This is a genomic window from Leptospira harrisiae (genome assembly GCF_002811945.1).
In the GTDB taxonomy this organism is placed as follows: domain Bacteria; phylum Spirochaetota; class Leptospiria; order Leptospirales; family Leptospiraceae; genus Leptospira_A; species Leptospira_A harrisiae.
Genome location: NZ_NPDX01000004.1, coordinates 245541 through 265287 on the forward strand (window position 1 = coordinate 245541; position 19747 = coordinate 265287).

The 19747-nt window shown below is 35.0% G+C and carries 22 protein-coding genes and 1 pseudogene; 10 read left to right on the top strand and 13 right to left on the bottom strand.

Features of this window, described 5'->3' with window-relative positions:
* The first annotated feature begins 24 nt into the window (after window positions 1-24).
* Together CH364_RS14455 and CH364_RS14460 are read left to right on the top strand one after the other, a co-directional pair.
* Entirely contained in the window at window positions 25-984 is a 960-nt protein-coding gene (locus CH364_RS14455) for a DUF1554 domain-containing protein (RefSeq protein WP_100744241.1), read from the top strand.
* A 43-nt stretch (window positions 985-1027) separates the two neighbouring features.
* Window positions 1028-1438: a CoA-binding protein gene (locus CH364_RS14460; RefSeq protein WP_100744240.1), complete on the top strand. Its 411-nt coding sequence runs from the start codon at window positions 1028-1030 to the stop codon at window positions 1436-1438.
* 62 nt (window positions 1439-1500) lie between these two features.
* Here CH364_RS14460 and CH364_RS14465 read toward each other — a convergent pair whose 3' ends face one another.
* Window positions 1501-1932, bottom strand: coding sequence for a DoxX family protein (locus CH364_RS14465; RefSeq protein WP_100744239.1), 432 nt, complete (start codon window positions 1930-1932; stop codon window positions 1501-1503).
* A 131-nt stretch (window positions 1933-2063) separates the two neighbouring features.
* Between CH364_RS14465 and CH364_RS14470 the strand changes: the two genes are divergently transcribed.
* Together CH364_RS14470 and CH364_RS14475 are read left to right on the top strand one after the other, a co-directional pair.
* Entirely contained in the window at window positions 2064-4451 is a 2388-nt protein-coding gene (locus CH364_RS14470; protein ID WP_100744238.1) for a TonB-dependent receptor, read from the top strand.
* A 16-nt stretch (window positions 4452-4467) separates the two neighbouring features.
* Window positions 4468-5031, top strand: a complete 564-nt coding sequence (locus tag CH364_RS14475) for an LIC_11695 family lipoprotein (RefSeq protein ID WP_100744237.1) — start codon at window positions 4468-4470, stop codon at window positions 5029-5031.
* A gap of 7 nt (window positions 5032-5038) precedes the next feature.
* Here the strand turns inward: CH364_RS14475 and CH364_RS14480 are convergent, their stop codons facing one another.
* Together CH364_RS14480 and CH364_RS14485 are read right to left on the bottom strand one after the other, a co-directional pair.
* The gene (locus CH364_RS14480; protein ID WP_100744236.1) at window positions 5039-6130 is read right to left on the bottom strand and encodes a PepSY-associated TM helix domain-containing protein; all 1092 of its coding nucleotides are present in this window, start codon (window positions 6128-6130) and stop codon (window positions 5039-5041) included.
* A gap of 154 nt (window positions 6131-6284) precedes the next feature.
* Window positions 6285-6569 (bottom strand): annotated as a pseudogene (locus CH364_RS14485) ((2Fe-2S)-binding protein); the annotation flags it as partial.
* A 239-nt stretch (window positions 6570-6808) separates the two neighbouring features.
* Here CH364_RS14485 and CH364_RS14495 point away from each other — a divergent pair.
* On the top strand, window positions 6809-7399 hold the full coding sequence (locus CH364_RS14495; RefSeq protein WP_100744235.1) for an HAD family hydrolase: 591 nt from the start codon (window positions 6809-6811) through the stop codon (window positions 7397-7399).
* Window positions 7400-7589: 190 nt separating this feature from the next.
* Window positions 7590-8777 carry a hypothetical protein gene (locus CH364_RS14500; protein ID WP_100744234.1) on the top strand — a complete coding sequence of 396 codons (1188 nt, stop codon included), beginning with the start codon at window positions 7590-7592 and terminating at the stop codon, window positions 8775-8777.
* An 18-nt stretch (window positions 8778-8795) separates the two neighbouring features.
* Here the strand turns inward: CH364_RS14500 and CH364_RS14505 are convergent, their stop codons facing one another.
* Together CH364_RS14505 and CH364_RS14510 are read right to left on the bottom strand one after the other, a co-directional pair.
* A complete protein-coding gene (locus CH364_RS14505) occupies window positions 8796-9737 on the bottom strand; it encodes a sensor histidine kinase (RefSeq protein ID WP_100744233.1) in 942 nt (313 codons plus the stop codon).
* A gap of 1 nt (window position 9738) precedes the next feature.
* A complete protein-coding gene (locus CH364_RS14510; protein ID WP_100744232.1) occupies window positions 9739-10005 on the bottom strand; it encodes a hypothetical protein in 267 nt (88 codons plus the stop codon).
* 275 nt (window positions 10006-10280) lie between these two features.
* Between CH364_RS14510 and CH364_RS14515 the strand changes: the two genes are divergently transcribed.
* Complete coding sequence (locus CH364_RS14515) at window positions 10281-10685, top strand: YdeI/OmpD-associated family protein (protein ID WP_243401383.1); 405 nt, start codon at window positions 10281-10283, stop codon at window positions 10683-10685.
* Window positions 10686-10708: 23 nt separating this feature from the next.
* On the opposite strand, the gene CH364_RS14520 is transcribed toward CH364_RS14515, so the two are convergent.
* Window positions 10709-11689: a M14 family zinc carboxypeptidase gene (locus CH364_RS14520; protein WP_100744231.1), complete on the bottom strand. Its 981-nt coding sequence runs from the start codon at window positions 11687-11689 to the stop codon at window positions 10709-10711.
* 248 nt (window positions 11690-11937) lie between these two features.
* On the opposite strand from CH364_RS14520, the gene CH364_RS14525 reads away from it, so the two are divergent.
* Window positions 11938-12897 (top strand): alpha/beta fold hydrolase, encoded by a 960-nt coding sequence (locus CH364_RS14525; protein WP_100744230.1) that lies wholly within the window; start codon window positions 11938-11940, stop codon window positions 12895-12897.
* Between the two features lie 104 nt (window positions 12898-13001).
* Window positions 13002-13589 (top strand): DNA-3-methyladenine glycosylase I, encoded by a 588-nt coding sequence (locus CH364_RS14530; protein ID WP_100744229.1) that lies wholly within the window; start codon window positions 13002-13004, stop codon window positions 13587-13589.
* Between the two features lie 76 nt (window positions 13590-13665).
* On the opposite strand, the gene CH364_RS14535 is transcribed toward CH364_RS14530, so the two are convergent.
* Window positions 13666-14049: a nuclear transport factor 2 family protein gene (locus CH364_RS14535; RefSeq protein WP_207762266.1), complete on the bottom strand. Its 384-nt coding sequence runs from the start codon at window positions 14047-14049 to the stop codon at window positions 13666-13668.
* Between the two features lie 94 nt (window positions 14050-14143).
* On the bottom strand, window positions 14144-14581 hold the full coding sequence (locus CH364_RS14540; protein ID WP_100744228.1) for a MarR family winged helix-turn-helix transcriptional regulator: 438 nt from the start codon (window positions 14579-14581) through the stop codon (window positions 14144-14146).
* Window positions 14582-14728: 147 nt separating this feature from the next.
* Here CH364_RS14540 and rnk point away from each other — a divergent pair, with 147 nt between their 5' ends.
* Window positions 14729-15145, top strand: a complete 417-nt coding sequence (gene rnk, locus CH364_RS14545; protein WP_100744227.1) for a nucleoside diphosphate kinase regulator — start codon at window positions 14729-14731, stop codon at window positions 15143-15145.
* Between the two features lie 154 nt (window positions 15146-15299).
* Here rnk and CH364_RS14550 read toward each other — a convergent pair whose 3' ends face one another.
* The 5 genes from CH364_RS14550 to CH364_RS14570 form a co-directional block, all read right to left on the bottom strand.
* Window positions 15300-15659, bottom strand: a complete 360-nt coding sequence (locus CH364_RS14550) for a cysteine rich repeat-containing protein (RefSeq protein WP_100744226.1) — start codon at window positions 15657-15659, stop codon at window positions 15300-15302.
* A 207-nt stretch (window positions 15660-15866) separates the two neighbouring features.
* Complete coding sequence (locus CH364_RS14555) at window positions 15867-16487, bottom strand: hypothetical protein (RefSeq protein WP_100744225.1); 621 nt, start codon at window positions 16485-16487, stop codon at window positions 15867-15869.
* 119 nt (window positions 16488-16606) lie between these two features.
* Window positions 16607-17803, bottom strand: a complete 1197-nt coding sequence (locus tag CH364_RS14560) for a hypothetical protein (protein ID WP_100744224.1) — start codon at window positions 17801-17803, stop codon at window positions 16607-16609.
* Between the two features lie 225 nt (window positions 17804-18028).
* A complete protein-coding gene (locus CH364_RS14565; RefSeq protein ID WP_100744223.1) occupies window positions 18029-19204 on the bottom strand; it encodes a thiolase family protein in 1176 nt (391 codons plus the stop codon).
* Window positions 19205-19277: 73 nt separating this feature from the next.
* Window positions 19278-19745 (bottom strand): MarR family winged helix-turn-helix transcriptional regulator, encoded by a 468-nt coding sequence (locus CH364_RS14570; protein ID WP_100744222.1) that lies wholly within the window; start codon window positions 19743-19745, stop codon window positions 19278-19280.
* Between the last annotated feature and the right edge of the window lie 2 nt (window positions 19746-19747).

Sequence of the window (19747 nt, forward strand, 5' to 3'; positions counted from 1 at the left end):
GTCTATTTTTAATTCATTTTAAGTATGAATCTGAGTTACCCTAAAAAACAGAATCAATCTAACTTTTTATTCATTGTAATATTAGCTGTGATTTCACTGGGCTCTAATTGTAAGATTGCTGAATTCAATAACTATTGTGACCCAAAATCAGTGGCTTTCAAAAATACTCAGATTTTGAAAATCGTGCTTAAAGATAAATCGCCTACCTGCGGAAAAGACTATATATCAACAATTATTCCATATTCGATTTCTGGCTCCATCTCTGGACTATATAGTAATGGATTAAAGCTCACGTTAAATGGTATGGTAACTCTTGCGGTCGAAAGCAATAATACGTATTTTTTATTTTCAAATATCGTTACAACTGGAACCAGTTATTCTATCAACATCGCGAAACAACCAGTTGGTCAATTCTGCACGATTTTAAATGGTAGTGGTATGGTGAAAGATTCTGATATTAATTCAATATTAATAAATTGTAGTATATCTTGCAATCCCTGCAAAATTTTCCTTTCTAGTTCTGGATATCCACCAAACCCAGGAAGCGCAGCAAATTTCGATGCATTCTGTTCTTCAGACGCAAATTATCCTGGAACAGGAACATACAAAGCTATGGTAGTTGATGGAGTAACAAGACGAGCATCCATCACCGGAAATGTCGGAGATGGTCAACTTGACTGGGTATTTGCAGCAAGTAGAACATACTATCAAACTGCTGGTACTATAGGAACTACTAGTTCCGGAGGATTATTTATTTCTACATTGACAAACACTTTTTCTTTAAACTCAAAGTATTGGACAGGTTTAAATACTAATTGGACAACAAATACTAGTAATACATGTAATTTATGGACTAGCAACTCTGGTTCATTTACAGGCGTTATGGGACAAGGGAATTCAACAGCAATTGCAGATATCACTGCAGGTTGGTCCGCAGACCCATGTAATCTAAGCAATCAACAATTGATCTGTGTAGAGCAGTAATTTCTTCACTTGCAATTCCTCTTGAGCCAAGTATAATATTCCAATGAATGTAGCTGATTCTGAAATCAAATCTCTCCTCGAGTCATATCGGGACATCACTGTCTATGGACTCAGTAACGACCCATCCAAACCAAGCCACTATGTTCCAATTTATATTCGAGACAAAGGTTGGAAGGTCATTGGAACTTATCCCAAAGAACATAGTGTAGGTGGATTTACTATCTACAAAAGTTTGAAAGATGTGCCCATGCAAGATCGTAAGTTTATCGACGTCTTTCGTAGTTCGGATAAAATTCCAGAAGTAATCGACGAAATTTTAAGTTTAGGAGGAACAGAAGTAATCTGGCTTCAGTTAGGGATTTCGCATCCTGAAGCTGAAAAAAAAGCAGAAGCTGCTGGCATCCGAGTTGTATCCAATCGATGCCTCATTATAGAACATAAAAATTATTTTTAATCAAAGGATACAAACGTAACATAACTCTGTCGTTACTATTAAGTTTGTATCCAAATCAAATATTAGTTTTTTCTTTTTGATTGGAAGTCTGCCCAAGACCCACAACTCCAAATAGCCCAAAGAACGAGTACGGGTTGAAAAAACAATCGAACCAAACGAGCACGATCAGTATCCAAACCAAAAGCACTAATTCCATTGACATACTGGGAAATATTACCAGGAAAAATTAATACAAAAAATAAAGCAACAACCCAACCAACTTGTACCTGTTTGTTGCGGAGGAAAACCAAGGACAATCCTAAAACAATTTCCACAACCCCAGACAATAAAACGACTATATCTGCGTTGATCGGTAGCCACGTTGGTACCTGTGCTAAAAATTCAGTTCTATGCCATGTTAGGTGACCGGTTCCAGCAAAAACCAAAAATGATCCTAAAAGGATTCGCAGTACGGTTTGAAAAATATTTCTTTTGATTGGGTCTGTTTCATTCATGAAGACTTAGACTCCGCGAAACCTAAATTCAAGCCATCTCAAGAATTTAAGGGAAATCCTATATAAACGATACTGAGTCTTTATCTCATTTAATTATCGACATAAGACGGCATTTCTGAGGCAATGGCCACATGATTTTCCTTTTTGAGAATCGATCTCAGAATAATAGTTCTTTCGGAATTCCAAAACTATCTATTTTTGGCATCTCGCCTGGTAAAGGATCCAAACTTTTTTCGGTTTTCGCCCTCATAACAATTGTATCCACCACCCCGCTACTTTCGCAAACTCAGGAAAAAAATCCTCAAGCCGGAAACGGACAGGCGGAGCCCACACCAAACTCAACTTCGAAACCAATGGAAAGTGGAATTCGAGTCACTGGAAAAAAGGATCCGAGGGATCGCGAAATTCTTAGAACACCCAATAGCATTAGTCGTTTGAACGAACAAGACATCCAAGACGCAGGAATCAATCGGACCAATGACATTGATAAACAAGTTCCCAATTTTTCCATTATCGATTCAGGATCACGAAATTTTACTTATTTTAACATCCGAGGTATGCGAAGTATCGCCTTCAGCGAACCTGCGGTCGGTTTGATTTTAGATGGGATTCCATTAAACGACAATGTTGCACTTAACACTGAGTTATATGGTCTAGAAAATATAGAAGTATATCGAGGAAGCCAGGCCACTTTATTTGGAAAAAACTTTCAAGGTGGAGTTGTAGAAATTAGAACAAAAAAACCAACCAACGTTGCCGAAGGAAAAATCACGTATGATGCTGGAAATTATAAAAAACAAGAAACATCCATTTACTATAATGCACCCATCATCAAAGATAAATTATTTTTTGGTATTGCTGGTAAAAGTACAGAACGCGAAGGATATCTATCTAATATAACTGGATTTTATTATCCGAACAATCGTCCTTACGAACTACCTGTAGAAATTTACAAAACACATCCAGATGGAAGAAAAGGAAGAGCTGGACGTTTTCGTTTATTTTTTACTCCAAACGAAATTTTTGAAGCTGATCTTCAAATTAGTGCAGAAAGTTTCGATGATGGATCTTTAAATTTAGTAAACTATTTAGGTGCCAAATCAGAAAGAGAAAAGGCTTTGTTGCAAGGTTGTGTTGCCCAACCATCCAACTGTTCTAAGTTATATGGAACCTATATCAATAGAGTCAATGGAGATAGAAAGGTATATTGGGATTACGAAGGAAAAAGTAATGTAACTGGAAACACTTATTCTCTTGCCACAACCACCAAACTCCCTCATACAAATCTAAAAACAGCTTCTGCGATTCGAAAGATGGATATAGATCCAATCACAGCAGATTCCGATTTTACTACTACAGACCAAAATAGATCTATTTATGTAGAAAAGGCCACAACCTTTCTGAATGACATCTATTTTGAATCGAAAGACAAAAATGATCCATTACAATTTAAAGCTGGAATTTATACTTCAAACAAAATTACAAATATAGACCAAGCAAGAGAACATAGATCTCAAGTTTATGTAATCAATGATTTTCCTGGACTAAGTGCACCGGCAAGGGAGAAAAATCTCTCAAGACTTCATGATAGAAATATAAGTTTTTATACTCACAATAGTTATACATTTGCAGAAAAATTTACAATCACACTCGGAGCTAGATTAGAAAGACAAGAAAGCCAACTTTCCCATACAGAACAAGCAGTTGGAATTTCCAGAGCCAACAATCCTTTAGGAGAAACTCTTGTTTTATCAGATCCATACACTATCAACAACCGCTACAATTACAATGTTTCTCGTATGATATTTGATTACAAACCGATTAACAATCTTATGTTTTTTATAGGTTTTAGTCGCGGATATAAAAACGCAGGTTATAGCACAGTTGTCAATATCCCAAACCAAGCAGCATTCAAACCAGAGATTAATGATACAATCGAAGCTGGTATTAAATCAGAATTTTTTAAAGGAAAATTTGGATTAAAATACACTCAGTTTTATACGGAAACACAAGACTTCCATGTTGTACGTGCAATTAATTTATCACAATATGTAAATCTCAATGCAGAACTTGTAACGATTCGAGGTTACGAATTAGAAACATTTATCAAACCACAAAAAGATACCAAAATTGGATTATCAGCAGGTTACACAGAAGGAATTTTTAATAAGTTTCACGATTCTGTTCTCAACCGTGACTTCAATGGTAAGTGGGTTCACTTCATACCTAAATATGATATTGTAAGTTACTTACAATTCAGAAATGAATATGGAATATTCTTTCGCGGTGAATTCCAAGCAGTTGGCCAAATGTATTTTGCCGCAGATAACACAGTTTATAGCGACCCATATTACGTAATCAACTCAAGAGTTGGATACGAAACAGATACAATCTCAGCTTATCTTTATATGAACAATATCAATGACCGCTACTACTTTACGTCTTACATCGATGGAACTTTCCAAGCAGTACCCGGTGCACCAAAAACATACGGATTTATGTTAACTTATAAAATTTAAATTTCTGGAGAAACAAATGAAAACAAAAATTAAATCCCTTCTTATCCTAATCACGACTGGACTCTTCGTATTCCAATGTGATTTATTTGACCCGAAAGACAAGGTTACCAGCGACGATCTGGTTTCGATGTTAGCACTCCAACAAATCAATGCAAACAGCATGAGCGAAGCACAACGGCTAGGTTTAAATGTTGCTTATAGCCATAGATTCAGCATCAAAAATGGACCACATTTGTTTTGTAGAGAGTATTCAACTGCTTACCTAGAAAAACAAGCAGAATGGGAAAAAGATATGGAACAAACGTATGCAACCATTGGAAATGCAATAGGAATTCAAATTGTGGTAGAAAGACTGAGTGGGCCTTGTGCTATCACAAATAAAGTTGCTGCTTGTCATTACGATGGAGTGGATGGAATCAATGATCTAATCCCATACGCATATACAACAGAAGGTGAACATAAATATTTAATTCCAGCAAATGCTTATTATGGAGTCACAGATTTAAAAAGTGCCAAAGAAGCTTGTGAAAGATTCAAAGGCACTTACGTTTGTTACGACCCTAGTAAATGTTGGCAATAAAATAAATTCAAACGGAAGAACTCAAAAGTTTTTTTTGGGTTCTTCTTCTATTCTTTCTTTTGATATAAAAAATAGTAATTCCACTGATTGCTAATATTGCCGGTGTCAGCCCACCAACCACCCAAAGAATTTTACTAAAATGATTTGCAAATGTGCCAAAATGCAATGGCCGAAAAGAATCCAAAACTTGATTCCAAAAACTCTCTTCCGACATATTTATCTTATCAAATATGTGTTTTGATTTTACATCATAACGGACATAGGAACCATATCGGCTTTCTAGTCCCGATGAATCAAAACGATTTCCATAAAATCCAATTGGCTCTTCTTTCGAATGGTGTGGAAAGGATATATATCCCAATTGAAATCCCGGGATTTCTTTTTTTGTTTGTTCTAACAATTGATTGATTGAATCCTCGGGTGACCATATATTGTGTACTACATTTTCTTCTGGATGACTTAGAATCAAAGTGTCGCGTAAGCTCCACCATCCACCTGTGATTGCTAATATCAGATGAAACCAAATAGCATTGATACCAACAAACTTGTGTAAATCGGAAAATAGAATCTGCATACTCTCTTTCAAACGCAATCGTAAAAGGCTTTTCCAAAATCGTTTATAAAGTTTAATTCCACTAATTGCCAAAATTAAATATACCAAAGCAATACATCCTGTGAAAAAATAGCCAATACCTCCAAGAAAAAGACTATAATGCAAAACAAGAAGGAAACCGTATAAACTATTGCTACGATCTTCTTTTAATTTTCCCGCGACTTTCCCATCATAAGGATTGAGCAAATAAACTATTTCTTTACTTGGTATCTCCTTATTATGGAACCAAACTTGATCTGCTTGGTTTTTTATATCTGAAACCAACCATCCAGCAACACTGCCTTCTGGAACTTGCTCTAACAAACGTTCGTATAATTGGTCAAAGGGCAATCGCTCCTTTTTTTCCTGAACGGTAAGAACACCTGTGAGCGTCTGTAATTCTTTTCCATAAACAAGAAGGGAACCAGTCATTCCCAAAACCAAAAGGAAACTAGCCCCAAATATTCCGAGGACCAAATGCAACTTATACCAAGTTTTTGCTTTCAACGAAGGCTCCGAGCTGAGGATATTTCCAATAAAATGAGATTAGGTCTCATTTTCAAGTAATTCTTGTGATACTACCTTCCGCAGAACTAGGAAAATTGTCCGTCTTAGATGGATAATCTCGGTTTCAATGGGCTGAAATTGCCGAAAACTAGGTTCAAACAGCAGTTTGGGGATGTTCTAACATTTGTTTGATGATTTGATTCACCTCTGGTCGACAGCTCCCACACCCGGTACCGGCGCCAGTACTCACCATAATGACATCTAAATTTTTAGCTCCATTTTTAATTTCTTCTTCAATATTACCACGCCCAACAGAATTGCAGGAACAAAGAAGTGCACCTTTCGGTGGTTTGGTGTTTGTACCACCTGGAAGTCTTAGTGATACTAATTCTAATCCAGGAATTTTTAATAAATTTGAATGTAAGGAACCTGAATATGTTTAACCAAACCAGTGCAAGGTGTTTTTTATAATTCGAAGACTGGTGTAGAACCATTATGTGGTATCTATACATCAGAACTTTTGTCTGAATGGATAAAAAATATTTTTCTAGAAGAAAGAATGGAATATTCATTACAAAAAAGGATCAAAAACCTAAATCCCGAGCCAATTTTTCTCTCTCTTCCTCTAAAGGAAGAACATTACTTCAGGAATATAAACACAAAAATGGATTTGTCACAATGAAGTTCTACCAGAAAAAAAAGAATTGGATTTTCGATATGGATGGTACCTTGACGATTGCAATGCATAATTTTTCCGAGATTAAACGACAGTTAGGTCTTCCTGAAGACACAGATATACTAACATCACTTTCTCGATTACCTCCTAAAGAATCCTTGGAGAAACATACTCTGTTGGATGCAATCGAATTAGAAATTGCGAGATTAGCAAATCCATCTCCCGGTAGTTTTGAATTACTTCAAAAAATCAACTTACAATCTAACAATTTAGGTATACTTACAAGAAATAGTTTTAATAATTCGGTTGAAACATTAAAAGTAACGGGTCTTTTCACTTATTTCCAAACAGATTTTATCTTCTGCCGAGAACATGTCTTACCAAAACCAGATCCAGAAGGAATCATACGTTTGATGGAACTTTGGGAGGCAAACCCAAATGACACTGTCATGATAGGTGATTATATTTATGATTTAGAAGCGGGGAAAGCTGCCGGAGTGGATACCGTGTATATTGATCCAGAAGGTAAATTTCCTTTTAAAGATGCAGCCACTCACTGCATCAGACAATTGGATGAAATTCTTTTCTTATAGTTTATTCCTAGGGAAAACCCTGCCAAAGAAATTTTAGTCGTAGCATAAATCCTTAGAAAATCCTAATGAATCAATAATCTCATGACAACATATATATTTCTATATATTCTAATATATGAGCAGGTAAAAATTTTAATATTCACAAAATTTAGAATAATACATTCTTCTCAATTGTTGTACATATATATATATGAAAAGCCTGTTTTTTTCTTTTTTTCTAATTTCAACTTTTTCCTTATTATCGTGCAACAAAGAATCCAGTAAAGAGGATTTATCAGCAATTGCCCTTCTGAGTTTTGTTGGTAATCCAATATCTTCTTCACTCGAGGAAAAATTTCAATCTGCAGAAGCAAAAACATTTTATCGAAAAGATGGAAACATCCATTTCCAGGACATACTCATAGAATATAAATTAAAAGAAGCTAAAGGAGATTCGGAAACAGTAGAAGCATTTTTAGGAAATCCAAATCAAATTTCCTTCAGCACTCAAACAAACCAAGTTACTGGTCAATTTACCCAAAAGGAAGATTTGTACCAAACAAAATCGATTCCATTCTCATATTCAGATTATACAAAAAGTTTCAAAGTTATTTTAACACTCAAAAGAGAGGGAAAAATAATTTCCTTTCGAGAAATTTATACAACTCCACCTTCTCCACCAGCGATTCCACCGAATTCCATTTCATTACCTGCAATCACATATGAAACAAAACGTTCTCTCATCGGTGGAACCGAATACCAAGTCATTCGAGTTAAGTTCCAAGCTGGAGCTGATTTAAGTCAGTTCACTAAATTAGATGCATACATTGGAAGACCAAGCATCATTGCTCTTGCAGCTGATAATTACAACGTAATCAATTATATATCCGCAACTTACTTTGACAGTTCGTTACAAAATTTTTTATTTTTAACACCTGAATTAAATGCATCTTATAAAATTATAGTAGTTGGTTCGAATACAAATGCAAAAGGGAATCGAAGCATTGATACAACTCCACCACCGCCTCCACCCTCTCCTTGCCTTGGAAGTGTTAATGCACCCACGGTAATAGGAAATTGTAACACACATTGTTTAGTCGTAGACTTAGTTGGAAACCAAATGAGTTATACTGCAAAAACAAAAATTGAAACAAATTCAGAGGAATATCTTTCATTAGATGCAGATAGCACTACTCCAAGCGGCGGATCAGGGCCTGTTAACCTATCATGGTTAGAACAGTTTGCACCCATTGGAATTGGCGAGTATAAAACCGATGATCGAGTATTTGATGTTACAGCATATTCACCAGCATGTATTGTTCTTTCTTCTTACCTTGTAAAAGATGGCCCAAATGGATTTGTTGACAATTACATAACCGGTAAAGTAAACGTCCCTTAAAAAGAACCAAAATGATAATTAAATATGAATTTGACTTTCGTTTAATATTGGAAATTTGATTTCGACAGTGGCACCATTTTCTTTTTTGATTTCCATTGTCCCCCGCAACTGCTTTACAAGGTTTCTAACGAGTGATAACCCCATTCCTTTTCCATCTAAAATAGAATTATCAATTCCATTTCCGTCATCTTTTACAACAAGAACAAATTGGTTTATAGTTTTACCAAGGTTTACGATAATTTTTCCATGGTTTCGATTCATAAAAGCATGACGAAAGGAATTAGAAACTAACTCATTTAGAATCAAACCCATAGGGATCGCCCGATCCAAATCCATTTCTAATCCCTCTTCAATTTTCTCATATAATTCTACATTATTTTCTTTGTTAATGTATGTATTTTTTAAATTTCCTAATATAGAATCAAAAATAAGATTTAAATCCACATACAGTAAATTTGGTGAACCATAAATAATCTTATGAACGGATGCAATCGCCATAATACGGTTCTGAATTAAACCAAGCGAAGTAGTCAATTTTATATCGTTCTCTGATTCAACTTGCATCGCCAAAAGTCCGGAAATAATTTGTAAATTATTGTTCACTCGGTGATGAATCTCAGTGAGCAATTTGGTTTTTAATTTGAAATCAGATTTAATTTGTCTTTCATGTTCGATCCTTTGAGTTTGCTCTTTTTTGACAGAGTGAACATACAAATAAATTAAAAAGAACATTGCGTAAAGATCTTTAAAAAAGCCTTCATAATCATCAAAATAATCTATAAAAAAACCATGTTCAAAAACATTCGAAATACTCACATAACATGGGATAATCGCCAATATTAAAACAAATGCACCTTCCCCTCGATATGAGGGCCTATGAACTAAGTTCTTTACGATCAATACAATTGCGATACCATAAACTAATAGTGTGGCAAGATTTAGTAACGCAATAAAACTCATATTAGTGTGTAGTCACCAAAATTTCTTTTTTTAAACTCACCAAAAAGAGAAGCGAAGAAATAAAGAAAAATAAATGTTCTAATAAATTAAAAAAGTCAGGAAAAATATACCCCTCAACTACTGTGAAAATATTGCCAAGCCAAACACAAACAAATCCCAAAATCAAAAAATAGAATTTGGGTATTAACCCAGACCAAAGCAGTCGTAAGGTGATGAGTAACCCTATGGTGTCAAAAATAAGATTTAATACTTCACTGATTTGATACATTTTTTACCAATACCCAAGTGACCATTCGCATTCCCAGAGGACATACGATAACAGGGTTTTGTTTATGGTAAAGTGATAATTTTAAGAAAAAGGGAACATAACACCCTCTGTATAAAAGTTACGATATCGTACTAAAAAATGATTGTTTAAATCAAAATTAATTTCATAAAAAAACAGAATGACCAATTTCCAATATTTACCATTTTCTGCCAAAATTGAAATCATTGGGATTAATCCGTTTGTTTTTTTTGCCCAAAAACATTCTAAACTCTATAATGGAGCAAGCAAAAAAGGATAAGGGCAAAATTAGAATTTTTCTCAAAATGGAAGGATTTGAATTCACCCAAACACTTGTTAAATATAAGGGAGATTGGCGACTGTATCTCAATACTCCAATGAGAAAGGCCGCCAAAAAAGAAGTGGGTGATAGAGCTCATTTTGAAATTAAATTTAATCCAGATTCAATCGAACACCCTGTTTCACCCGAACTAGAAGAAGCTCTGGAAAAAAACAAAAAAACAAAAACTAAATTTCAGAGCCTAAGCCCATCTCTCCAAAATGAAATCATGAGGTATATCTTTAAAATCAAATCGGAAAAAAGTAAAAAAGATAACGTCGACCGCGTTACCCTTTATTTACTCGGCAAAGGTAAGTTTTTGGGTAGAGAACTTAATAAATAAAAAAAATACACTCTAACAACCGATCAAGGTAACTCTTCTGGATTCATTTTAGCTAATCGCAATACATCCGTTAAAAACTTACGATGACTTATGATTGATTCTTTTTTTGATTCTCTTGCTGGATTAAAAATTCCGCGTTTTCGAAATACCTTCCAAGGATCTAGTTGGATATCAGACCAGGTTCCAATTTCCAGAGTTAATGGAAGAAATCTTGATACACCAGAAAGGTCTTTCGGTTTTTGAAATTCATTGTACAGACGATCCCAAAGATCTCCATGTGTCGTATAAGTTTCACTTTGCGGTCCAAAACGATAAAGTATATGATTTAAGTTAGTTGTTAAATAATTTGCAATTTTTTGGAACAATGGTTCATCCACACATTGTTCATGTGTACCAGCATAAGGCCACCAAACATGGTCAACAGCTCCAAATCCTGAATGAATATCAATAACAGGTATCATCGAATTTTTGGCTGAAAAAAAATATTCATTACAAAATCGATCTAATACTCTAGACTCCGCTTGTAATATATTTCCTCGGTAATATGGAAATACATTCGAAATTTTGTGACCACCAAAAAAGAAAGGAGCCTTTACTGCTTCCACTCCCGAGTTCCTCATCAGGTCAACTCCACGCGGATTGGATCTACGTTTCATCGCAACACCGCCAGGATTTAAAATCGGGATACAAACAATCCCTAATTCACCGTCTTTAATCTCTTGATACAATTTCGAAGATTTACGTGCAAATAGATCATCCAAAAAATCCAACAAAACACGGATACCTATGGTTTCGAGACCATGAACACCAGCCACAAGACCAGCTACATTCCGTTTGATGGCATTTTCTTTTCCAATCTCTAAAACATAAATAGGAAAACGAAACCCACCTTCTGTTCTTGTGGAAAAACCATACTGTTTAAACCTGACTAATTTACCACCTAACTTTACAATTTTTAAAATTCTATTTTCATATCGATTAAGACGTTTCATTCCTCTAAGCATCTATCATTTACCCACGATTCCTTGCCCATTGATCCAAATCACTTTCCGCAATTTGAACAGGCATAACTCACTATCTCAATGGGAATCATTTTAGAGAAATTCTATTTACGAAAGTTATATTACAATTTCGTTACGAAAAATAGCGTAGTATAAAAATTGAAACAAACAAAAACAACAGAAATTATAATCTAAGAAATCTATTTATAATTTCAATTGCAAGGAGTTTCATTTAATTTCTAATCGATCTTATGAAGAAACCAAAAGCCAAAACCTTTCCCAAAAAGTACACGGAAGAGTGGATTGATTCTAATGGAATTAAAATTCATGTGGGGTTATGGCATGGAAATAAACAAACGATTGTTTGTTTACACGGTTTATCAGGAAACTTATACTCAATGAAATCTCTTGCCGAGCACTTAAACCGCCTAGGCCATCGTGTGATCTCTTATGACCTAAGGGGAAGAGGAAAGTCAGATAAACCAAATTCCGGCTATGGATTTCACAATCATATTAACGATTTACAAAAGATCATCAATCATTACAAAATCAAAAAACCTATATTTTTTGCACATTCATTTGGTTGTATGGTTGTACTTCGTTATGTTCAAATTTTTCCTGAAATCGCAAAAGCAATCATCCTTATGGACGGAGGTGGACTTCTTTCTCTTGCAAAACGGATTCAAATCCTTAAAGTTTTACAACAATCTTTTGAAAGATTGGACGTTGTTTATCCTTCAATCGATGCATATTTAAATCTAGTAAAAAGCTCTCCTCTAGTGCCTCAATGGTCAAAAGAAATTGAAGAATACTTCCGGCTTGAATTAGAAAAAACCAAAGAAGGTTATATCTGTCATATGCCAAAATATGTGATGGAGGAAGAACTAAAAGAAATGGGTGGTTCTATGAATTTGTTTCATGTATTCAAATACTTAATTCAAAATCCCAAACGCGTTATAACCAAAATGATTGAAAACAAAAAACTAGAATTTGAGAAGATCCCTACTCCGACCCTTATCCTCCGTGCTACGGAAATGAATTTATTTCCGAACGATGACCTTTTGCCTAAAGAATCATTTTTATCAATGTTAGAACGAATACCCAATGCAACAGGAAAAGAAATAAAAACAAACCATTATGGCATCTTATTTGGAAAATTAAAGGAAAGAGATAATGCAATTGATCTTTTTCTCGATCAGATGAACAAATAATTTAGAAAGTTAAATTAATCTTCATAAATTTGTATCAAAGAAAGCGATAATTTATTTCAAAAAATTGTATTTCAAAATTTCGGCTATTGTCCCATTCATTATATATGGCTACAAAAATTTCCACTGAAAAACAAAGATGTTCCTGGTGTCTCAAGTTTGATCAATATATAAAATACCATGATGAGGAATGGGGAGTGCCAGTTCATGATGATAGAACTCATTTTGAATTTTTAATTTTAGAAGGAGCACAAGCGGGTCTTAGTTGGTCAACAATTTTAAAGAAACGAGAAGGTTACAGAAAAGTTTTTGCAAACTTTGATCCAGTCAAAGTAGCAAGATTCAGCGAGAAAAAAATTGAAGCCATTCTACTCAATCCAGCAATCATTCGCAACCGACTAAAAGTAAATGCTGCTGTTAACAATGCAAAACGATTTTTAGAGATTCAAAAAGAATTCGGTTCTTTTGATCAATACATTTGGAGTTTTGTTGGTCAAAAACCTATCAATCTCAATAGAAAAAGTTTAAGTGAAGTCCCTGCCACCACAAAAGAATCAGATGTTTTAAGTAAGGATCTAATCAAACGAGGATTCAAGTTTGTAGGAAGTACGGTCATCTATGCACATATGCAAGCCTGCGGACTTGTCAATGACCATATAGAAAGTTGTTTTCGTTATAAAGAGTTAAAAAAATAAGAATAAACTTCAAAGGTTTTTCAATCAGGGGATCATCCCATTCAATCAAAAAACCTCTCGTCATTTTTTAATTCATTTATTTCTTTTCAGCCACCACCACTGCTTTGATCATCTTCCATCCATCTTGGTTGTTGTAGAACGTATACAAAGATTGAAACTTCATCACTGGACTTTCCAAATCAGCTTTTACAAATCCAAATTGATCCAAAAATTCAATCGAATGGATGGTCACAGCCCTGTCCACCCCACCAATTTTGCCTTCTTTTAGGGAATCAATATACTTTGTTTTATCGGAACTAAATACAGAAGTATTTCCTTTGATAGATACGCTATCCGTATAGTCCGAATGAAACGCAGATTCCACTTCTGCAATTTTCCGTTCATCAATATTCTTCATAAGAGAGAGGAACTCTCTTTTCAATACTTCCTGATTTGTTTCTACTATTGTTTGGTTTGTCATTATCTTTATCCTTCTTTTGCGATTACTAAAATACAATTACACCAATCATCCGTTAACTTATTATTGTTGCTATAGCAACAATAATATAAAAAAATCAATCCAATGATTCCTCATAAATTTGATCGATGATTCTTTTGAAATTTTTAAAATCCTGGGCCGAAAGTTTTTTAAACATTCTTTTCCGTTCCTCTGTAACAACAGTCACCATCAATTCATAAATCTCAGATCCTTTTTTTGTTGGATAAACCTGGTTTTTTCTTCGATCTTCTGGATCAGATTGAATTTTAATCCATCCCTTCTCTTCCATATTTCGAAGCGCACGTGCCATTGACGGTCTATCATCAAAATCCCTTCCCAGATCAGATTGACTACAACCAGGTTGTTTCATCAAACGAACCAGAACAAACCACTGCTCAGGAAATAATTCCAATCCATTGGCCGATGCTAGCCTCATGAACTGACGTCGCAAGGCTCTCACTGTTCGATAAATCAAATAAGCATAGGAATTTTCTAAATCGAATGAATCATGCATATTGTTGCTATGGCAACAATATAAAAATCTATATTTTTGTCAAGAAAGTTATACATACATACCAGGGTTGTAGAACCAATCTGCCTTGACAGAACTTTCATCTAAATTATATTATAAAGTTTTGCACAAAATTAAAGGAGTACTTTCATGAATACGCAAAACAAAATATGTCTAACCCATTTTGACTATGGCCGATTAAAATTAATGATTTCGAATCATAGCAAAACAAACAAAGTGGACCACAATGTTAAAGATCTTTTGGGAGAAATTGAAAGAGCCCAAAAAGTGGACTCACAGGTAATTCCACCTAACTTTGTTACGATGAACTCAATAATCGAGCTGAAAAACCTCGGAGAACTAGAATTTCAAGAATTCCAACTGGTTTTTCCTGAAGAAGCCAACACAGAAGAGAACAAAATTTCAGTGTTAGCACCAATTGGAACCGCCGTTTTAGGATATAAAACCGGAGATGTCATTCAATGGAAATTCCCAGGCGGAGAAAATCATTTTCAAATCACCAAAATCAAATACCAACCGGAAGCAAACGGTGACTTCCATCTCTAAAAAACAAAACCATCAAATTTAGCAAAAGTTTGGCGCTCCCAATCCTATGTAATTTGTTGGTCTTATAGTTTAATGGGCCGGGCTCCTCCGGGGTCCGCTTACGCTCCCGTCTGCCAGTCGGCAGACCAAGGCCCTACGCATCCACTAGCGCTTGTCAGGTTTCGTTTAATACATCTTTGCATTTAGTTGAAATAGAAGCTTCATTTTGAAATAAACATTTTAAAATTCGGCCACCACCAGGGATGATCCAACGACAGTATTCACTTACATCATCCTTACAGAATCCCTGTGACTTTTCTTTCATAGTTTCCGATAGGATATTTTCAGCTTTGGTACACTCCTCCGATAAATTTTTTCCACGTTCTTTCAAACATTGCAAAATCCGAGCTTTGGTAGGTTTCACTCCCAAACAGTAAGTTGCGATCTCAGGTTTACAAATTTCATAAATTGGTTTTGATTCGGCAAACAAACTGATCTGAAAAGAGAGTAAGAGAAAAAGTATAAATCGATTCATACATCTATTGTTCCTTTTTTTATCTAGATTGACAGTCAGAATGAATATGACCGATCTATTTGGTATTTGCAAATCAAAAAATATCCATTCTATTGTAAGATTTGGATCTTTTATTGAACAAAATCATTTACTTTAAAACTTCTAAATATCAAATTTTTTCTTTTTCTTAACAAATACCAATGATTGTCAAAAGTATTTATTTTTTGATTATCTTTGGTAAAATGAAAAAAGTAGTGAAGACGGCAAGTGGAGAAAATGTCCCAACTTTAAAAACAAATTGAGGAAAGATTGTTTTAGTATCCCATTTTTTTCAAATCGGTGAGCGGAAGTAACAGCAGTATAAGGAAGTAAAACTGGCCATACAATTTTTCTAAATTTTAAACTTAACTCTGTATCTTCAAAAATAAAGTCCAAACTTAAATCTGAACTCCAAAGGTTTCGTTCAAAAAAGATACAATGGTCCAGATAAACTATTCCCTTGCACCTAACACGAATCCAATTCGAATACCATGAAATTAATCTTAGTAAAAAATGTTCTTTATCAAATTGATGTATAAAACCACCCCATATGTTTTTATTTTCTTTTTGTCCACTGAGCTGGATTAAATGGTTTATAGCTTCTTTGGGCAGTTCCGTTCTGGGATGATGGAATAATACAATTTCCCCTTTTGATTGGTGGAAACCAATATTCAATCGTTCCGCCCTGGTAAAGGCTTCCGATGTACTTACCTGTATGATCTCAATTTCTGGATGGTTGGCAAACCCAACAAGTGAATTCTGAAATAAGGAATTTTCGCCATTGTCTGTTGGAATGATGATACTGAGCATTGGAATTAACTTTTGCTTCTATCAAATTTTAAAACCATAAAAATGAAAAGCGAAAACTAGAGATCCTATTTGTTAGAAACCTCCATTCCGGAGGCTTTACTAGTATTTAAATTTTTATTTTACTCTTTGCTAATCGAAAATTTGGGAAGAAAGTAACCAATGTCCCTACCATTTGTTGGATCTGGTTGGCCTGGTCCAGGTGTCGGAAGTACCCATTGGTCTAAGTATTTTCCATTTGTAGAAATAAAGTTTGGATTGAAATAGTATTCTTTATATTCATTTGGTTTATAATCAAACTTCAAAAAATCAATGGAAGAAAACTTAGCGAAAGGCATTCCTTGTTCTGTTTGGTAAACAAAATTATACAACGAAGACATATTTAAAACCAATGTCTCTCTGTTTCCTTCTGGCAATTCTAAAACAATCAAACCGTCTTCATTATAACGATCCATAATATAATCATTGTCTAAATATTCAAAATCCAATCTGTCTGTAAATGGAGCAGTTAACAAACCCCAGAATGGATTCCCAATGGGATCCGCAAGTTCAGCTGCCTCTGTACCAGCATTTTTATGAACACGTGGATGATAGTTCTTGAGAGTGTCCAATGCCAAATAACCTGTTGTTGCAGATATTGGATATTCGATCGTATTTACTTTTTCAATTCCGTCATCAAACGGATATGCCATAACAAAATTTCTTTTTCCATGCTGAGGGTCGGCCTTTCCCTGTTCCGATTCATTCCACATATTGTAGATAAAATATTTGTTATGCGGGTTAACTAATTTAGTTTCATCTAATTCGCATTTGATATAACCAATATGAAGGCCGATCCGATCATACTTTCCGTCTTTCCATGCAAATGCATTAGTATTTTCGGGACCTCCAATTCCAAAAATTGTTTTTCCCGAATCAAGCGGATACGAAACTTTCATTCGACCACCACTTAGGTTATCAATCCACTTCCCATCAAATACGACTGTCGAAGCATTTGTGATTCGTTCTTGGCCAGAAGAGATAATCCCTTTTTCCCATAAAAAAATGGATCGAACTTCTATCCTTGCCCGCTGACAACCTACTGAGTGGTTTAGTTTCCCGTCATTTAAAAACCGACTTGGGAGAGATTGGTTTCCAAGACCAGACCGTGTATTTTGAAATAAAAATTGTGAGTTTTGTGGATCCACAATTCGAAATGAAATATTTTTCTGAGAAAGAAATAATGAACCTAAAATCAATGCATCGGTGAGGTCATTATTTTTTGCTGGTTTACAAAACAATACACTCAGTAATAATAAAAATGTAAAATTAACTTTCATACTGATATTCCAAATTTTAGCATATTATAAACTTAACAGTTGCAATGTGCATTGAAAAAAAAGGAAAACAATGATTTTTTAAAGAAAAATTTAATTAATTTCCAAAAACCGTTAAAAACGTTTTAAAAGCGCTCGAAAACCAGAATGAACGTTCTTAGAAAAAATGGCCAAGAATTTCCATGTAAATAAAGGAAAAAACTTGGCCCTTTAGGATATCGCTCGATTTCAAAAATCAGAATTCTCTAATACGATTGCAATCCCTTGCCCTCCACCGATACAAAGAGAAGCCACTCCAAAACGCAAATTTTTTCTTCGCAACTCATAGGCAAGAGTGAGTATGACACGTGTTCCGCTGGCACCAAGTGGATGTCCAATGGCAATGGCTCCTCCATTCACATTCGTTTTTTCTGGGTTTAATTTTAACTCTCGTATAACAGCCAAAGTTTGGGCGGCATAAGCTTCGTTGATTTCAAACAAATCTACTTCATCCATCTGAACTCCAGCATTTGCCAATGCTTTTGGGATAGCAAAAACTGGACCAAGGCCCATCATTTTAGGATCACAACCTACATTCGCATATCCTAATATTTTTGCCAATGGTTTTAGATTTTTCTTTTGAGTCCATTTCTCCGACGCAATGAGAAGAGATGTGGCTCCATCATTGATCCCTGAAGAATTCCCTGCAGTGACACTCCCTTCTTTCAGAAAAACAGTCGGTAATTTCTTAAGTTGTTCAACACAGGACACTCCTCGGATCTGTTCATCCTTTTGGATGACAATTGCATTTTTCCCTTTACTAATCATGGGAACTATCTCTTCAGATAATACTCCTGACTCTGTTGCCTTTTCTGCGCGGACTTGAGAAATACCCGCCCAATCATCCTGATCCGATCTAGAAATTTGATACTGTTTTGCAATGTTTTCAGCAGTCTCTCCCATTGTTAAATCTACAAAACAATCAGTTAAACTTTGTGCTAAACGGTCTTCGAGTATTGTGTCTCCATACTTATTTCCCCACCTAACATTTTTTACAACAAAAGGAGCATTACTCATGGATTCGGTTCCACCAACAAGTAATAGATCGTTTTCAAATGAAAGAATTTTACGGGAACCAATGATAACACTTTCCATTCCAGATCCGCAAAGGCGATTGACCGTAAGTGCACTTGAGTTTTCTTTTAGCCCTGACCTCAGCCCAATATGTCTTGCCAGATAGGCAGAATCCTTATCATCTTGGATTACGTTCCCATAAATGGATTCTTCAATTTCTTCAGGATCCAATCCTGTTTTACGAATCGTTTCTTTTGCCGAAATGACCCCAAGCTCTGACGAACTATAATCTTTTAATCCACCACCAAATTTTCCAAACGGAGTTCTGACTCCATCTAATATAACTACCATTGTTTTCTCCTTTTATAGTGTATATACACTGTATACTAATCAGTTTTTGCTAAATTTAAACCATTCTATTTATTTACTCGGTTTCCAAACCAACCTGCAAAACAGGAAGCTCTCTTAATTCGGTTAAACTATTTAAGGTTAGTTTGAACGCAGATTTCCCCAACTCATCAATCATTGTTTTTTGTGCCAACCTCCAAAATTCTATCGCTTGAGCCAATTTGGATTCCCCCTTTTTTGTTAGAGTGAGACTCCTTACATTACCAATTTCTTTTTTTTCTATATTGATTAGACCGTCTCGATTCAAAATTTCTAAACTTCTCTGCAAAGTAGTTCGATCAATGTCAGTAACGCGAGAAAGATCAGTAATACTGAGATCTTTTCCATATTCAATCCCGGCAAGTACGGTGAATTGTGTGATCCGAAGCCCAGATGGTTTTAACATTGAATCATAATAACTCGTGACGAGCCGACTTGTCCTTCGGAGGCTTAAATTCAAACAGGACAATCCAATTTGTTTTAAATCTTCATGAGAGTATTTCATTT

Excerpts from the sequence above, each read along its gene's own strand:
- CH364_RS14455 (WP_100744241.1), top strand. The coding sequence starts at position 25 with ATGAATCTGAGTTACCCTAAAAAACAGAATCAATCTAACTTTTTATTC.
- CH364_RS14460 (WP_100744240.1), top strand. The coding sequence starts at position 1,028 with ATGAATGTAGCTGATTCTGAAATCAAATCTCTCCTCGAGTCATATCGG.
- CH364_RS14465 (WP_100744239.1), bottom strand. The coding sequence starts at position 1,932 with ATGAATGAAACAGACCCAATCAAAAGAAATATTTTTCAAACCGTACTG.
- CH364_RS14470 (WP_100744238.1), top strand. The coding sequence starts at position 2,064 with ATGATTTTCCTTTTTGAGAATCGATCTCAGAATAATAGTTCTTTCGGA.
- CH364_RS14475 (WP_100744237.1), top strand. The coding sequence starts at position 4,468 with ATGAAAACAAAAATTAAATCCCTTCTTATCCTAATCACGACTGGACTC.
- CH364_RS14495 (WP_100744235.1), top strand. The coding sequence starts at position 6,809 with ATGAAGTTCTACCAGAAAAAAAAGAATTGGATTTTCGATATGGATGGT.
- CH364_RS14500 (WP_100744234.1), top strand. The coding sequence starts at position 7,590 with ATGAAAAGCCTGTTTTTTTCTTTTTTTCTAATTTCAACTTTTTCCTTA.
- CH364_RS14505 (WP_100744233.1), bottom strand. The coding sequence starts at position 9,737 with ATGAGTTTTATTGCGTTACTAAATCTTGCCACACTATTAGTTTATGGT.
- CH364_RS14510 (WP_100744232.1), bottom strand. The coding sequence starts at position 10,005 with ATGTATCAAATCAGTGAAGTATTAAATCTTATTTTTGACACCATAGGG.
- CH364_RS14515 (WP_243401383.1), top strand. The coding sequence starts at position 10,281 with ATGGAGCAAGCAAAAAAGGATAAGGGCAAAATTAGAATTTTTCTCAAA.
- CH364_RS14520 (WP_100744231.1), bottom strand. The coding sequence starts at position 11,689 with ATGCTTAGAGGAATGAAACGTCTTAATCGATATGAAAATAGAATTTTA.
- CH364_RS14525 (WP_100744230.1), top strand. The coding sequence starts at position 11,938 with ATGAAGAAACCAAAAGCCAAAACCTTTCCCAAAAAGTACACGGAAGAG.
- CH364_RS14530 (WP_100744229.1), top strand. The coding sequence starts at position 13,002 with ATGGCTACAAAAATTTCCACTGAAAAACAAAGATGTTCCTGGTGTCTC.
- CH364_RS14535 (WP_207762266.1), bottom strand. The coding sequence starts at position 14,049 with ATGACAAACCAAACAATAGTAGAAACAAATCAGGAAGTATTGAAAAGA.
- CH364_RS14540 (WP_100744228.1), bottom strand. The coding sequence starts at position 14,581 with ATGCATGATTCATTCGATTTAGAAAATTCCTATGCTTATTTGATTTAT.
- rnk (WP_100744227.1), top strand. The coding sequence starts at position 14,729 with ATGAATACGCAAAACAAAATATGTCTAACCCATTTTGACTATGGCCGA.
- CH364_RS14550 (WP_100744226.1), bottom strand. The coding sequence starts at position 15,659 with ATGAATCGATTTATACTTTTTCTCTTACTCTCTTTTCAGATCAGTTTG.
- CH364_RS14555 (WP_100744225.1), bottom strand. The coding sequence starts at position 16,487 with ATGCTCAGTATCATCATTCCAACAGACAATGGCGAAAATTCCTTATTT.
- CH364_RS14560 (WP_100744224.1), bottom strand. The coding sequence starts at position 17,803 with ATGAAAGTTAATTTTACATTTTTATTATTACTGAGTGTATTGTTTTGT.
- CH364_RS14565 (WP_100744223.1), bottom strand. The coding sequence starts at position 19,204 with ATGGTAGTTATATTAGATGGAGTCAGAACTCCGTTTGGAAAATTTGGT.
- CH364_RS14570 (WP_100744222.1), bottom strand. The coding sequence starts at position 19,745 with ATGAAATACTCTCATGAAGATTTAAAACAAATTGGATTGTCCTGTTTG.